This window comes from Mesorhizobium sp. WSM4822, assembly GCF_055811155.1.
Map to the genome: position 1 here is coordinate 344,258 of NZ_JBVVQM010000002.1, position 15,451 is coordinate 359,708.

9 protein-coding genes are annotated in these 15,451 nt (G+C 63.4%); 5 read left to right on the forward strand and 4 right to left on the reverse strand.

Annotation, left to right across the window (positions count from 1 at the left end):
• Nucleotides 1-9 precede the first annotated feature (9 nt).
• Nucleotides 10-474, forward strand: coding sequence for an NfeD family protein (locus AC0L3E_RS06520; protein WP_127269754.1), 465 nt, complete (start codon nucleotides 10-12; stop codon nucleotides 472-474).
• Nucleotides 475-665: 191 nt separating this feature from the next.
• On the opposite strand, the gene AC0L3E_RS06525 is transcribed toward AC0L3E_RS06520, so the two are convergent.
• Nucleotides 666-1,667, reverse strand: coding sequence for a KpsF/GutQ family sugar-phosphate isomerase (locus AC0L3E_RS06525; RefSeq protein ID WP_127272680.1), 1,002 nt, complete (start codon nucleotides 1,665-1,667; stop codon nucleotides 666-668).
• Between the two features lie 250 nt (nucleotides 1,668-1,917).
• Between AC0L3E_RS06525 and AC0L3E_RS06530 the strand changes: the two genes are divergently transcribed.
• The gene (locus tag AC0L3E_RS06530; protein ID WP_473604473.1) at nucleotides 1,918-3,708 is read left to right on the forward strand and encodes an outer membrane beta-barrel protein; all 1,791 of its coding nucleotides are present in this window, start codon (nucleotides 1,918-1,920) and stop codon (nucleotides 3,706-3,708) included.
• Nucleotides 3,709-3,779: 71 nt separating this feature from the next.
• Here the strand turns inward: AC0L3E_RS06530 and galU are convergent, their stop codons facing one another.
• Nucleotides 3,780-4,685, reverse strand: coding sequence for a UTP--glucose-1-phosphate uridylyltransferase GalU (gene galU, locus AC0L3E_RS06535; protein WP_127270261.1), 906 nt, complete (start codon nucleotides 4,683-4,685; stop codon nucleotides 3,780-3,782).
• Nucleotides 4,686-4,894: 209 nt separating this feature from the next.
• On the opposite strand from galU, the gene AC0L3E_RS06540 reads away from it, so the two are divergent.
• Both AC0L3E_RS06540 and AC0L3E_RS06545 read left to right on the forward strand, forming a co-directional pair.
• On the forward strand, nucleotides 4,895-6,115 hold the full coding sequence (locus AC0L3E_RS06540; protein ID WP_127270259.1) for a lytic murein transglycosylase: 1,221 nt from the start codon (nucleotides 4,895-4,897) through the stop codon (nucleotides 6,113-6,115).
• Nucleotides 6,116-6,213: 98 nt separating this feature from the next.
• Nucleotides 6,214-7,422, forward strand: coding sequence for an SGNH/GDSL hydrolase family protein (locus tag AC0L3E_RS06545; RefSeq protein ID WP_473604474.1), 1,209 nt, complete (start codon nucleotides 6,214-6,216; stop codon nucleotides 7,420-7,422).
• Nucleotides 7,423-7,443: 21 nt separating this feature from the next.
• On the opposite strand, the gene AC0L3E_RS06550 is transcribed toward AC0L3E_RS06545, so the two are convergent.
• Both AC0L3E_RS06550 and gltB read right to left on the reverse strand, forming a co-directional pair.
• Entirely contained in the window at nucleotides 7,444-8,898 is a 1,455-nt protein-coding gene (locus tag AC0L3E_RS06550; RefSeq protein WP_127272441.1) for a glutamate synthase subunit beta, read from the reverse strand.
• A 141-nt stretch (nucleotides 8,899-9,039) separates the two neighbouring features.
• Entirely contained in the window at nucleotides 9,040-13,776 is a 4,737-nt protein-coding gene (gene gltB / locus AC0L3E_RS06555; protein WP_127379877.1) for a glutamate synthase large subunit, read from the reverse strand.
• Between the two features lie 492 nt (nucleotides 13,777-14,268).
• On the opposite strand from gltB, the gene AC0L3E_RS06560 reads away from it, so the two are divergent.
• Complete coding sequence (locus tag AC0L3E_RS06560; protein ID WP_128308971.1) at nucleotides 14,269-15,318, forward strand: threonine aldolase family protein; 1,050 nt, start codon at nucleotides 14,269-14,271, stop codon at nucleotides 15,316-15,318.
• Nucleotides 15,319-15,451 lie beyond the last annotated feature (133 nt).

The following is a 15,451-nucleotide window of genomic DNA, read 5'->3' on the forward strand; positions in this document are numbered from 1 at the left end:
TCGAAACCAATGATCGACCGCATCGTTTCCGAACTCGGCCCGTGGAACTGGATGGTACTCGGTTTCATCCTGCTGGTGATGGAAGTCATCGCACCGGGTATCTTCATGCTGTGGATCGGCATCGCCGCGCTGATCATCGGCGCCGTGTCGCTGCTGGTCTGGGACGCCGGCTTCTGGACCTGGCAGGTCCAGGTCCTCGCCTTCCTGGCACTGTCGCTGGTCTCGGCCTATGTCGGCAAGAAGCTGGTCGGCAGCCGCAACGACCCGACCGACCAGCCGCTGCTCAACCGGCGCGGCGCGCAAATGGTCGGCAGGATGGCGACACTTGCCGAGCCGATCCGGGACGGACGCGGGCGCATCAAGCTGGGCGATACGCTGTGGCGTGTCTCCGGCCCGGATTTGCCGGCCGGCACGCAAGTGCGCGTGACGGGCGCGGCCGATACGGATCTGGAATTGACCGTCGAGGCTGTCTGAATTCTTGAAACCCACCGCTTGGACAAGGTGTGTTGAGATTCAGGTCAGGCCGAGTCGAAAACGGTGGGTTCCGAGAACCGGAGCGGAGCGTACTTTGGGTACGTGAGCACCGTTCTACCGCGACGCGGTAGAACGGGGAAGCGCAGGAAACCGTCGTTTGCAGGCCGGCATCACCTTAAGATCAGCACACCTTAGGCGGCGCCGATACGCAGCAGGTCATGCAGGTGGATGAGGCCGACTGGTTTCCGGCCCTCCACCACCATCAGGCTGGTGATGGCTGAGTTGTTGATCGTCTGCAGCGCCGTTGCCACCAGCGTGTCCGGCGTCGCGGTCTTCGGGCCTTTTGTCATCACCTGATCCACCGTCATCGCCAGCAGGTTGCTGCCGATGTGCCGGCGGATGTCGCCATCGGTGATGATGCCGACCAGCGCACCGTCTGCGTCGGTGATCGCGACGCAGCCAAATCCCTTGCGCGACAGTTCCAGGATCGCGTCATGCATGCCGGTGCCCGCAACCACCAGCGGCAGCCTGTCGCCGACATGCATGATCTCGCGGATCTGCGTCAGGTTGGCGCCGAGCTGGCCGCCCGGGTGAAAGGTGCGGAAATGATCCGGCGTGAAGCCGCGTGCTTCGAGCAGCGCGATCGCCAGCGCGTCGCCCATCACCAGTTGCAGCAGCGTTGATGTCGTTGGCGCCAGGCCGTGCGGGCAGGCTTCAGGCGCGCGCGGCAAAAGCAGCACCACGTCGGCAGCCCGCGCCAGCGCCGATGTCTCTCCGGCGGTGATGGCGATCAGCGGAATGGAAAAGCGCCTGGAATAGGCGACGATGCCCATCAGTTCCTTGCTTTCGCCCGACCACGACATAGCGATGATGGCGTCGTCTCTGGCGATCATGCCGAGATCGCCGTGGTTGGCTTCTGCGGGATGGACAAAGAAAGCCGGCGTGCCGGTCGAGGCCAGCGTCGCCGCGATCTTCGAACCGATATGGCCGCTTTTGCCGACACCGGTGACGATGAGCCGGCCTTCAATCCCGGAGATCATCTCGACCGCCTGCGCGAAAGGCGCGGCCAATCCGTTCTCCAAGGCCTCGGCAAGGGCTGCAACCCCAGCCTGTTCGGTTGCCACCGTCCTCAGCGCCGAAGCGATCGAGGCTTGCCTGTCCGAAGGCTTCTTATCCAGGGATCCCGCATGCATGGCTGATGCGATTAGCGCTTTGCCGGCGCGCTGTCCAACAGAAATGGCCCCAGGCATGTCGCCCGAACGTGTGTGGTGGTTTCAGACGACGGCAGGCGCGAAAACAAAAAGCTTAACGCACGCGGTATGAATCCCTTTGGAAATCAGCGCTTCAGGCGGCTGACGGGCCGCCGCCTCAACCCTCCGTTAACCATCCCCATTTACGGTTCGGTAAGTATGGCGCGCGTGCGCCGCGCAAGCAGTGGTGGCAATGTCCGGGGTCCAGCCAGAAAATTCGACAGGACGTGGGGGCAAGGCGGTCTGCGCCTTGCTGCTGGCGACCAGCATGTTTGCCCTGCTGCGCCCAACGGCGCTGCAGGCACAGGAAACGGAACTGCGCGGCGAGGTTTCGGAATCGGCGATCCTGTCCGACCAGCAGCGCAAGGCGAGACAGCTGGCCCTGGCAGCGCAGGGTCAACAGCCGGCCAACGCCGCGCAGGACAATGCGCCGGCCCGCACCTACCTGCCGGCCAGCGCCGGTGCCGTGCCTGACGACGCCGACACTGGCGACGCTACCGCGACCGGCAGCCTTTTCGACCCGCCGGCAGCCACTGACGACACGTCCGCCGACATCGCGGCGCCGCCCAAGCCTCGCCGCCGCTCATCGACCGCCGGGCAGAATGCGGCTGACCAGGCCAAGGACAAGGCTGCCGACAAGTCGAAAAAGAAAAAGAAATCGACGGCCGGCACCTCCGACATCACCGCTTCCACGACCGCCTCCACGACGGATGCCACCGAAGGTGAAGAGACAGACGAGGACACGGCCAACCGCCGCGCCCTCACCATCGACAGTGCCGACAGGCAGAAGCTCGACCCAGGCGCGGAGCGCACGGACGCCATCGAAGGCCAGAAGAAGAAACCGGAGGATGATCCGTTTGCCGCCACCGGCGTGAAATGGGGCTCCTTCGTCATCCGGCCGACGATCGAACAGGGCCTGACCGCCACCTCGAACGGCGATTCGAGCAGTGCCGGCACGTCGGCGCTGCTGTCCGAGACAGCGCTGCGCTTTTCCGCCGCCTCCGACTGGCGCGAGAACTCAGCCACGATCGACGGCTATGGCCTTTTTCGCGAGACCGTGTCGGGTTACCCGGTTCACGACGCGCAAGGGCGCATCGAAGGCCAGCTCAATGTCGACCTCGACAATGAGTTGCGAGCCATCGCCAAGCTCGGCTACGAGGCCGTGCCGGAATCGGCATCATCACCGGACGCCATTGCCGGCGTCAGCAAGCAGCCGCTGCGGCAGACCATCGATGGCAGCCTCGCCGTCGAAAAGCATCTCGGCAAGATGCAGTACACGCTAACCGGCGCGGTCTCGCACGATTTTTACGGCGACGCCAAGCTCTCGGACGGCACCTCGCTGTCGCAGAAGGATCAGGACTCCACACTCTACACAGCGACGTTGCGCACCGGCTACGAGATCTCCCCTGCCCTGACCCCGTTCACTGAAATCGAGGTCGGCCGCCGGACCTATGATCAACGCATCGACAATGAAGGCTTCGAGCGCTCGTCGACGCGGCTCGGCGCCCGCGCTGGCCTTGCACTCGACATGGGCGAGAAGCTGTCGGGCGAATTCTCGGCCGGCTGGCTCAGGGAAGCGATCGACGACAAAAACCTTGATGCGATCTCGGGTGCCACCGTCAACGCCGACCTCAAATGGTCACCGGAGCGCGGCACCACGATCGGCCTGACCGGGCGGACCACCGTCGAGCCCACGACCACATCGGGCGAAAGCGGCGACATCCTCTATTCCGGTCGCCTGACCGGCGAACGCCAGATTCGCGCCAACCTCACCGCCAATGCGGCTCTGGGCCTCGACTGGCGTGATTACATCGGCATCGATGGCCATGACAGGATGTTGAGCGCCGAGGCCGGACTGACCTGGTGGCTGAACCGCTACGCCGGCCTCACCACAAGGGTGAGGACCGAGAAGCTGACCAGCAATCTGCCGGGCCGGGACTACACCGCCAACAGCATCTTCCTCGGCGTGAAAGTGCAGCGCTGAGGACTTGCGTGCCAAACGTGCGTTGGGATCAGACCGGCCCTTCCGCGGACCGGCTGAACATCGACATCGACTTAAGATGCGGCGCCGCGGCGCTCGGATGGCTTCATCTCATCGAGAAGCGTGCGGATCACACCGGCCATGTTCTCGTTCATGTCGCTGCGCCACAGCGCGAAGGCGACGTTGGCCTCGACGAAGCCTTCCGGCGATCCGCAGTCGAACGTGCGGCCTCGATAGTGGTAGCCGTAGAAAGGCTGCTGCTTTTCCAGCTTCAGCATGGCGTCGGTGAGCTGGATCTCGTTGCCGGCGCCTTTTTCCTGGCCTTCAAGGATCTTGAAGATCTCCGGCTGCAGGATGTAGCGGCCGTTGATGTAAAGATTGGACGGCGCGGTGCCGGCCTTCGGCTTTTCCACCATCTCGGTGATGCGGAAACCGTGATGCGTGTCCTCGCCGCGGCCGACGATGCCGTATTTGTGGGTTTCGGCGGGAGCGCATTCCTGCACCGCGATGATGTTGTTGCCGGTCTCCTCGTAGAGCTCGACCATTGCCTTCGTGCAGCTCTTCTCCGACTGCATGATCATGTCGGGCAGCAACAGCGCGAAGGGCTCGTCGCCGACGAGCTCGCGGGCGCACCAGACGGCATGGCCAAGTCCCATCGGCACCTGCTGGCGTGTGAAACTGGTCTGCCCCGGCGCCGGCTGCAGCCGTTGCAGGCGGGCGAGCTGGTCGTCCTTGCCGCGCTGGGCCAGCGTGTCATAGAGTTCGAACTGGATGTCGAAATGGTCCTCGATGACGGCCTTGTTGCGGCCGGTGACGAAGATGAAATGCTCGATGCCGGCCTCGCGTGCCTCATCCACCACATACTGGATCACCGGCCGGTCGACGACGGTCAGCATTTCCTTGGGGACGGCCTTGGTGGCCGGGAGAAACCGTGTGCCGAGACCGGCGACCGGGAAGACTGCCTTGCGAACTCTCTTCATGCTTTCAATTATCCGTTTGAGGGCCAGCTCCGCAATCCCCGTTCCAAGACATTTTCACGCCGGAATTCGGGACTACTGGGCAACTGAGAGGAATGTCCACCGGTAAAGCTTCGAAGCGTCTTTTCGTTCCCGGTGGCGCCTATGGTAAACTAATTCCTAACCTGGTTCGGCGATGAATGGTCTTTCCTGAGACAGAGAAGGAGGAAAAGATGTCCGTTCGCAATGCCGCAAAAATTTTTACCAGCGTCATGGCGGCAGCCAGCCTATCGCTCGCTCTGCTGATGCCTGGCCCCGCTTTCGCCGATGCCGGTTTCCGGCAGTGGGTCGCCGGCTTCCGCGCCACCGCCGTGCAGAGCGGCGTTTCCGGCGCCCTCTACGACCAGGCCTTCAGGAACATCAGGGATATCGATCCGGTGGTGCTGGAGAAGGCGCGTACGCAGCCTGAATTCACGGCCCCTGCCTGGGACTATTTCGACAACCGCGTCCATGACCAGTCGGTCGCCGTCGGCCAGCAGATGGCCAGGAAATGGAAGCCGTGGCTGGACCGGATCGAGGCCAGGTTCGGTGTCAACCGCTACATCCTGCTGGCCATCTGGTCGATGGAATCGAACTATGGCGAGATCCTCAAGCGCGACGACGTCATGCGCAATGTCGTGCGCTCGCTGGCGACCTTGGCCTATGCCGATCCGAAGCGGGCGAAATTCGCCCGCACCCAGCTGATCGCCGCGCTGAAGATCCTGCAGACCGGCGATATCGACGAAAGCCATCTGAGCGGATCCTGGGCCGGCGCCATGGGCCATACCCAGTTCATCCCGACCAGCTATCTCCACTATGCCGTCGACATGGACGGCAACGGCAAACGCGACATCTGGAATTCGATCCCCGATGCGCTGGCGACATCAGCCAATTTGTTGAAGAAGAATGGCTGGCAGGCCGGCAAAACCTGGGGCTATGAGGTTGCTTTGCCCGCTGGAAAGCTCCCCGGCGGCTCGAAAACACTGTCGCAATGGCAGGCGCTCGGCGTGGTCAGGGCCAACGGCAAGCCGTTCAAGAACGGCTCCGACAAGGCGACGCTGAAGGTGCCGGACGGCCGCAACGGGCCGGCCTTCCTGATGATCAAGAATTTCACGGTCATCAAAGCCTACAATAACGCCGACAAATATGCGCTGGCCGTCGGCCTTCTTGCCGACGAAATCGCCGGCTCCAGCGGTCTCGTGCAGGACTGGAAGCGGCCTTTCACCAAGCTCACTTTCGAGGAAAGGCAGGAGCTGCAGCAGCGGCTTTCCCAACATGGCCTTTATGACGGCAAGTTCGACGGCAAGATCGGCGACGGCTCGAAATCAGCCATCTTGGCCTTCCAGGCCAAGGCCGGCTTGACCCAGGACGGTTACCCGAGCATGGAAGTGCTGAAGTGGCTCCGGCAGAAATAGAGCCGCCTGCGGTGCCGCGCGGCCTTTCGGGCGCGCAAAGGACACTGTAGCAATCTGGTTGGCGCGGCATTTGCTGCGCCAAGGGATGGAGGAAACGATTGGCTTCGGCTGCGCGCATCGCAGGGCTTGTTCGTCGCATGCCGGTGCTCATCCTGGCCGTGATCGTGCTCACCGTCGGTGTGGCTGGCGCCTTTCATGCGCCGGCCATGGCGCAGGAGCAGCAAAACCGAGGCTGGTCGCTGCGCGACCTTCTGTTCCCACGCCGCAGCGAGCGGATCGAGCCGCCGCAGGACATCCAGAAGCCGAGGCCCAGGCCCAAGGCGAAAAAACCCCGCGCTCCGCGCCCGCCGGCGGAGCCGGAAATCCCGGTGGTCGACAAGGCACCGGACGCTCGCACCGTGCTGGTGGTCGGAGACTTCATGGCGGCCGGCCTCGCCGAAGGCCTCGACACCGCCTTTGCCGAGAATGCCGGCGTCAGGATCGTCGTTCGCAGCAATGGCTCGTCCGGCTTCGTACGCGATGATTTCTACAACTGGCCCGAACAGATCAAATTGCTGATCGAGACCGAAAAGCCTGCCGCCGTGATCGTCATGCTGGGTTCCAACGACCGCCAGCAGATGAAGGTGGGTGACGTGCGCGAGCAGCCCCGCTCTGAAACCTGGACCAAGGAATATGAGCGCCGGACCGACGCGTTCGGCAAAGCTATCGCGGAGGCAAAGGTACCCTTCCTCTGGGTCGGCATGCCGGCGTTCCGGGTGTCGAAGATGACCTCCGATATGCTGGCCTTCAACGACATCTATCATCAGGCCGCTGAAAGCCATGGCGGTGAATTCGTCGACGTCTGGGACGGCTTCGTCGATGAGAACGGTGCTTTCGTCACCAGCGGCCCCGACATCAACGGCCAGCCGGTTCGGCTGCGCGCCGATGACGGCATCAACGTCTCGAGGGCGGGCAAGCGCAAACTCGCCTTCTACACCGAAAAACCGCTGCTGAAGATCCTCGGCCTGACCGCGCCTGGAAGCGTGATTACACCGTCCGCTCCGGCGGGCGCACCTGTCGAGGCACCGGCGCCGGCCGCGGCCCCCATCGTTATCGACCGAACCGCGCCGATGCTGCTCAGCGATCCGGCACTCGACGGTGGCTCCGAATTGCTGGGCGCGGCACCGCCGGCGAAGGCCAATCCGGACTTGCCCGGTGAAAAGCTTGTGGTCGAGGGCAAGGCACCGATTGCATCGCCCGGCCGCGCCGACGATTTCTCATGGCCGCCAAAGGCCGCGACCGATACCACGACCGCGATCAATCGTTAGTATCGCTGCACGCTCCTGGGTTCAGCGCGGGAGAACGCTCGACCCCATCAACGCCTCGTCGATCGAGCGTGCCGCCTGGCGGCCCTCGCGGATCGCCCAGACGACCAGCGACTGGCCACGACGCACGTCGCCGGCCGCATAGAGCCTGTCCACGCTGGTCTTGTAGTCGCGGTCATTGGCCTCGACATTCCTGGAGCGGCGGCTGTCGGTGGCGATCTTCATCTCACCGTCCAATTCCTTCGCCACCCCGGCCGCAGCCGGCCCGGCAAAGCCGATGGCGATGAAGGCGAGATCGGCACGAATGACGAATTCGGTGCCGGCGATCGGCTTGCGCTTGTCGTCGACCTCGCAGCACTTGACGCCGGTCAGCTGGCCTTCCTCGCCGATGAATTCGAGTGTCGCCACCTGGAATTCGCGCTCCGCGCCTTCGGCCTGCGAGGACGAGGTGCGCATCTTGGTCGCCCAATAGGGCCAGACCGAAAGCTTGTCTTCCTTCTCCGGCGGCTGCGGACGGATGTCGAGCTGGGTGACGCGCACCGCACCCTGGCGAAAAGCAGTGCCGACACAGTCGGAGGCGGTATCGCCGCCGCCGACGACGACGACATGCTGGCCGCCGGCGATGATCGGATGCGACGGCCATGCCACCGACTGAATCGGTTCGCCGCCGACACGCCGGTTCTGCTGCACCAGATAGGGCATCGCGTCATGCACGCCGCCGAGATCGTCGCCGGGAATGCCGGCCGCGCGCGGCGTTTCCGAGCCGCCGCAATAGAGCACGGCATCATGTTCGGCGAGCAGCTCGGCAACCGGCTTGTCGACGCCGACATTGACGCCGCAATGGAAGGTCACGCCCTCGCCCTGCATCTGCTCGATGCGCCGGTCGATATAGTGCTTCTCGATCTTGAAGTCGGGAATGCCGTAGCGCATCAGCCCGCCGGGCCGGCTTTCGCGCTCGTAGACATGGACATCGTGGCCGGCGCGGCCAAGCTGCTGGGCTGCCGCCATGCCGGCGGGGCCGGAGCCGATGACGGCAACGCGCTTGCCGGTCTTCTTCTCCGGTGGATAGGGCCTGATGTGGCCGGTTTCATAGGCCTTGTCGGCAATCGCCTGCTCGACCGTCTTGATGGCGACGGGGATGTCCTCGAGGTTCAGCGTGCAGGCTTCCTCGCAGGGCGCGGGGCAGATGCGGCCGGTGAACTCCGGGAAATTGTTGGTCGAATGCAGGTTGCGGATCGCGTTGTCCCAGTCGCCATTGTAGACGAGGTCGTTCCAGTCCGGAATCTGGTTGTGGATCGGGCAACCGGTCGGCCCGTGGCAGAACGGAATGCCGCAATCCATGCAGCGCGCGGCCTGTTTCTCGACCTCCTTGTCGGACATCGGCAGCGTGAATTCACGGAAATGCCGGATACGATCGGAGGCCGGCTGGTACTTGTGCACCTGCCGGTCGATTTCGAGAAAGCCTGTTACCTTGCCCATAGTCCAGTTCCTGCTGTCCAGATGGTGCGGTTTTCGCCGCACCCGTTAACCCCTTGAGGCAGCCATGGCAACCTTGCGCCGGAGGTCAAACTGTCGATGAAGATGGGCCGGGAAGCTTGGGCTCCCCGGCAATTGCAAAGCCTATTCCGCCGCGACGCCCATGCGCATGCGTTCCATCTCGATCAGGGCGCGGCGGTATTCGACCGGCATGATCTTGCGGAATTTCGGCCGGAAAATCGTCCAGTCGTCGAGAATCTCGCGGCCACGTACCGACCCGGTGTAATGCACATGGTTGGAAATCAGCTGGTAAAGCCGCTCCTCGTCATGGCTGGTCATGTCGCCGGAGACGTCGACGCGACCCTTGTGGTCAAGGTCGCCGCCATGGTGCAGCAGCCTTTCCATCAGATCGTCTTCTTCGGGAACCGGCTCCAGCTCGACCATCGCCATGTTGCAGCGCTCGGCGAAATCGCCCGCCTCGTCCAGCACATAGGCGACGCCGCCCGACATGCCGGCGGCGAAATTGCGGCCGGTCTTGCCGATGACGACGACGATGCCGCCCGTCATGTACTCGCAGCCATGGTCGCCGACGCCTTCGACGACGGCGGCGACGCCCGAATTGCGCACGGCGAAACGCTCGCCGGCGACGCCGGCAAAGTAGGCCTCGCCCTCGGTGGCGCCATAGAGCACCGTGTTGCCGACGATGATGGACTCGGCGGCGACGATCTTGGCCTCTTCCGGCGGCCGGATGACGATGCGTCCGCCCGACAGGCCCTTGCCGACATAGTCATTGCCGGCGCCGACAAGCTCGAACGAGATGCCGCGCGCTAGGAAGGCGCCGAAGGACTGGCCGGCAGTGCCGGTCAGCTTCACCTGGATCGTGTCCTCGCGCAGGCCCTTGTGCTTGAAGCGCTTGGCCACTTCACCCGACAGCATGGCGCCCGTCGAGCGGTCGACATTGCGGATATCGACCTCGATCTTGACCGGCAGCTTGCTTTCGAGCGCAGGCTTTGCCAGCTCGATCAGCTTGCGGTCGAGCACGTCGTCGATCGGGTGCTTCTGGCGCTCGGTCCAGTGCACCGCCTCATGCGGCGCATCCGGCTTGAAGAACATCTTCGAGAAATCGAGCCCGCGCGCCTTCCAGTGTACGATCAGGTCGCGCTTCTCCAGAAGATCACTGTCGCCGATGATCTGGTCGATATGGGTGTAACCCATCTCGGCGAGCAGCTCCCTCACCTCTTCCGCCACGTAGAAGAAGAAGTTGATGACATGCTCGGGCGTGCCCTTGAAGCGCTTGCGCAGCACCGGATCCTGCGTCGCGACGCCGACCGGGCAGGTGTTGAGATGGCACTTGCGCATCATGATGCAGCCGGCCGCGATCAGCGGTGCCGTCGAGAAGCCGAACTCGTCGGCGCCAAGCAGCGCGCCGATGATAACGTCGCGCCCCGTGCGCAAGCCACCATCGACCTGCAGCGCAACGCGCGACCGCAGACCGTTCAGCACCAGCGTCTGGTGCGTCTCGGCAAGGCCCATTTCCCATGGGCTGCCGGCATGCTTGAGCGAGGTCAGCGGCGAGGCGCCAGTGCCGCCATCATAGCCCGAAATGGTGATGTGGTCGGCGCGCGCCTTGGCGACGCCGGCCGCAACCGTGCCGACACCGACCTCCGACACCAGCTTGACCGACACGTCGGCCGCCGGATTGACGTTTTTCAGATCGTAGATCAGCTGTGCCAGATCCTCGATCGAATAAATGTCGTGATGCGGCGGCGGCGAGATCAGGCCGACGCCCGGCGTCGAATGCCTGACCTTGGCGATGGTCGCGTCGACCTTGTGGCCGGGCAGCTGGCCGCCCTCGCCGGGCTTGGCGCCCTGCGCCACCTTGATCTGCATCATGTCGGAATTGACGAGGTATTCGGCCGTGACGCCGAAACGGCCCGAGGCGATCTGCTTGATCGCCGAGCGTTCGGGGTTCTTGCCGCCGCCAGGCAGCGGCAGATAGCGGTCGGCCTCTTCGCCGCCCTCGCCGGTGTTCGACTTGCCGCCGATCTGGTTCATCGCGCGCGCCAGCGTGGTATGCGCTTCGCGCGAGATCGACCCGAACGACATCGCCCCGGTCGAGAACCGCTTGACGATGTCGGCCGCTGACATGACGTCGTCGAGCGCCACCTTCTTGCGGCCGGTCTCTCCGGCCAGCTTGATCTTGAACAGGCCCCGAATGGTCTGGGCGCGGGCCGTCTCGCTGTCGATCTGGGCGGAATAGTCCTTGAACGTTTCCCACGACCCCTGGCGCACGGCGTGCTGCAAGGTGGCGACTGCGTCGGGCGACCAGATATGCGCCTCGCCCCGCATGCGGAACATGTATTCGCCGCCGACCTCGAGGCTGTTGCGCAGCACGGGGTCGTTGCCGAAACCGTCATTGTGGCGGCTGAGCGTCTCGGCCGCGATCTCGTCCAGGCCGACGCCTTCGATCAGCGTCGCGGTGCCGGTGAAGTATTGCTGCACGAAATCGGTCTTCAGGCCGATGGCGTCGAAAATCTGCGCGCCGCAATAAGACTGGTAGGTCGAGATGCCCATCTTGGACATCACCTTGAGGATGCCCTTGCCGATCGACTTGATATAGCGCGAAACGACCTCGTAGGCGTCCACTTCCTTCGGCAGTTCGCCACGCTTGTGCATGTCGAGCAGCGTGTCGAAGGCAAGGTACGGATTGATCGCCTCGGCGCCATAGCCGGCAAGGCAGCAGAAATGATGCACTTCGCGCGGCTCGCCGGATTCGACGACGAGGCCGACCGAGGTGCGCAGCCCCTTGCGGATCAGGTGATGATGGACCGCGGCCGTAGCCAGCAGCGCCGGGATGGCGATGCGGTCCGGCCCGACCTGGCGGTCGGACAGGATGATGATGTTGTAGCCGCCGGCGACCGCCGCCTCCGCCCGCTCGCACAACCGGTCGATGGCGCCCTGCATGCCCGCGGCCCCTTCGGCCGAGCCATAGGTGATGTCGATCGTCTTGGTGTCGAAGCGGTCCTCGGTGTGGCCGATGGAACGGATCTTTTCGAGATCGCCATTGGTCAGGATCGGCTGGCGCACCTCGAGCCGCTTGCGGCGCGAATTGCCGACCAGATCGAAGATGTTGGGCCGCGGCCCGATGAAGGACACCAGGCTCATCACCAGCTCCTCGCGGATCGGATCGATCGGCGGGTTGGTGACCTGGGCGAAGTTCTGCTTGAAGTAGGTGTAGAGCAGCTTTGACTTGTCCGACATCGCCGAGATCGGCGTGTCGGTGCCCATCGAGCCCACCGCCTCCTGGCCTGTCGTCGCCATCGGCGACATCAACAGCTTGGTGTCTTCCTGGCTGTAGCCGAACGCCTGCTGGCGATCGAGCAGGCTGACATCCTTGCGCAGCGCGCGCGGCTCGACCGGCTTCAAATCTTCGAGGATGAGCTGTGTGTTGGCGAGCCAGGTCTTGTAGGGATGCTTGGTCGCGATCTCCGACTTGAGCTCCTCGTCGGAGACGATACGCCCCTTCTCCAGGTCGATCAGAAGCATCCGGCCTGGCTGCAGCCGCCACTTCTTGACGATCTTCTCCTCGGGCACCGGCAGCACGCCGGCTTCCGAGGCCATGATGACGCGGTCGTCATCGGTGACGATGTAGCGTGCCGGGCGCAGGCCATTGCGGTCGAGCGTGGCGCCGATCTGGCGGCCATCGGTGAAAACCACCGCCGCCGGCCCGTCCCACGGCTCCATCAGTGCCGCATGGTATTCATAGAAAGCCTTGCGATCGGCATCCATGAGCTTGTTGCCCGCCCAGGCTTCCGGGATCAGCATCATCATGGCATGGCTGAGCCTGTACCCGCCCTGGAACAGGAACTCGAGCGCATTGTCGAAGCAGGCGGTGTCGGACTGGCCGTCATAGGAAATCGGCCACAGCTTCGAGATGTTGTTGCCGAACAGTTCGGAATCGACCGACGCCTGGCGCGCAGCCATCCAGTTGTTGTTGCCGCGCACGGTGTTGATCTCGCCATTGTGGGCGACCATGCGGTAGGGATGCGCCAGCTTCCAAGACGGGAAGGTGTTGGTCGAGAAGCGCTGGTGGACGAGGATCAGCGCGGTCTCGAAGCGCGGATCGATCAGGTCCTTGTAATAGGCGCCGACCTGGTAGGCCAGGAACATGCCCTTGTAGACGATGGTGCGCGCCGACAGCGACACGCAATAGGCGCCGATGTCCTTGTTGTCGTTCTCGGCGTAGATGCGGCCCGATATGACCTTGCGCAGCAGATAGAGCCTGGCCTCGTATTCCTCGTCATCGGTAATGTCTGGCGTGCGGCCGATGAAGATCTGCCGGTGGAACGGCTCGGATGCCACGATGTCAGGCGCCTTCGAAAGCGACGAATTGTCGACGGGCACGTCACGGAAACCGATGAGCGGAAGCCCCTCGGATTGCGCCGATTCGACAATGATGTCCTCGATATGGGCGCGAAGGGCCGCGTCCTGCGGCATGAACCAGTGTCCGACGCCGTACTGACCCGCCGGCGGCAGCTCGATGCCCTGGGCCGCCATCTCCTCACGGAAGAACTGGTCGGGAAGCTGCACCAGCACGCCGGCGCCATCGCCGACCAGCGGATCGGCGCCAACGGCGCCGCGATGCGTCAGATTTTCGAGCACAGCCAGCCCGTCCTTGACGATCTGATGCGACTTCACGCCCTTCATATTGACGATGAAGCCGACGCCGCAGGCGTCATGCTCGTTGCGCGGATCGTAGAGGCCCTGGGCGGAAAAGCCGTTGGCGGTTCGGCTAATATTGGATCGCAAGGTGGTTTTGACGGTTGCCGCTTTCGTCTGCGCGGCCTGGCCGTTCGTCGCAGAGTGCGTCATGTCCGTCATCTCCTGTCCTCCATTCCCAGCCATTCAGGCGCTGGTTTGCCTCGGCAAGCGCTTGGCTCACCCTGATCCTTGTGGCACGTCTTGCGAAATCCTTGCCGAACCAGGCGGCTTTCCGCATGGATCGCATCTGGTAATCGTACAGGCCAGAGTCTGGCTGTCCACCTGTCGCTCGCGGCAACAGCCGGAGAGGCCCAATGATACGCCAATCCGGCTCGTTTTGTGCGACAAAATAAGACAGCACTACTGTCCTAAATTTTTATGGCAGAAATCCGGGACGCACACAAGACCGATTCACAAAAAACTTGGGCTTTTCGCGACAGAAAATGTCGTCAAGTTCGGGAAAAACGTAAGCTTCATTCGTCGGCTTGGGCTTTGCCGGTTGGCTGGCTTTACTGTTTTTCCGGCGCCTGGCCCTTGCGGTCCGCTCGCGAAACCGGTCAACTTCAAGCTGATCTCCCCAACCCCCCGACCTCCCAAGACATAGGCAGATGCATGTTCTTCGCTTCCGACAATTGGGCAGGCGCCCATCCCAATATTGCCGCCGGCCTGTCGGCCAATGCCGGCGGCTTTTCCACCGCCTATGGCGACGGTGCGCTCGACCGGGCAGTCTACCAGCGCTTCAGTGAGATTTTCGAACGCGAGGTCGCGGTGTTCTTCGTCGCCACCGGCACGGCCGCCAACTCGCTGGCGCTCACCGCTTACAACAAGCCGGGCGGCATTTCCTTTGCCCATCGCGAATCGCATGTCATCGAGGACGAATGCGGCGCGCCGGTATATTTTTCCGGCGGCTCTCGCCTGCATGAGATCGATGGCGCGCTGGGCAAGATCGATCCGCACAATCTGGAAAGGACCATCGGCCGTTTCGCACCGGAAATTGTCCATTGGGGACGGCCGATGGCCGTTTCGATCACCCAGTCGACCGAGGTCGGCACCATCTACGGTCTGGATGAGATCGAGACGATCTCGGCGATCGCCAAACAATATTCGGTGCCCCTGCACATGGATGGCGCCCGCTTTGCCAATGCGCTGGTCGCACTCGACACGACACCGGCCGAAATGACCTGGAAACGCGGCGTCGACATCCTCTCCTTCGGCGGCACCAAGAACGGCTGCTGGTGCGCCGAAGCGATCGTGTTGTTCGACCTCGATCGTGCCAGGGAATTGGCCTTCCTGCGCAAGCGCGCCGCCCAGCTGTTTTCGAAATCGCGCTTCGTCGCGGCGCAGTTCGAGGCCTATTTCAAGGATGGGCTGTGGCTGGACACCGCCCGCCACGCCAACGCCATGGCCGCACGCCTTGCCGCCGCGATCGAGGATTCGGCAACGGCCAAGCTGGCATGGCTGCCGCAGGCGAACGAGGTTTTCGCGGTGATCAAGAAGGCCGAGGCCGAGAGGCTGCAGACCGCGGGTGCCGCCTTCTACGACTGGCACAAGCCGCATGGCTTTGACGGCCACATCGGCGAGGACGAGTTGCTCTACCGCTTCGTCACCAGCTTTGCGACGACAGCCGATGAAGTCGACCGTTTTGGCCAGCTGATCGCCTGATAACGCATTTCCCCGACAACAAAAAAGCGGGGGCGGTGGGGGCCCCGGGCCGCGGCGGGGGGGGGGGTTATTTTTTTTTTAGGGGAGTGGGGGGCGGAGGGTTGGGGTGTGGGCACAAACCCCAAAAGGGAAT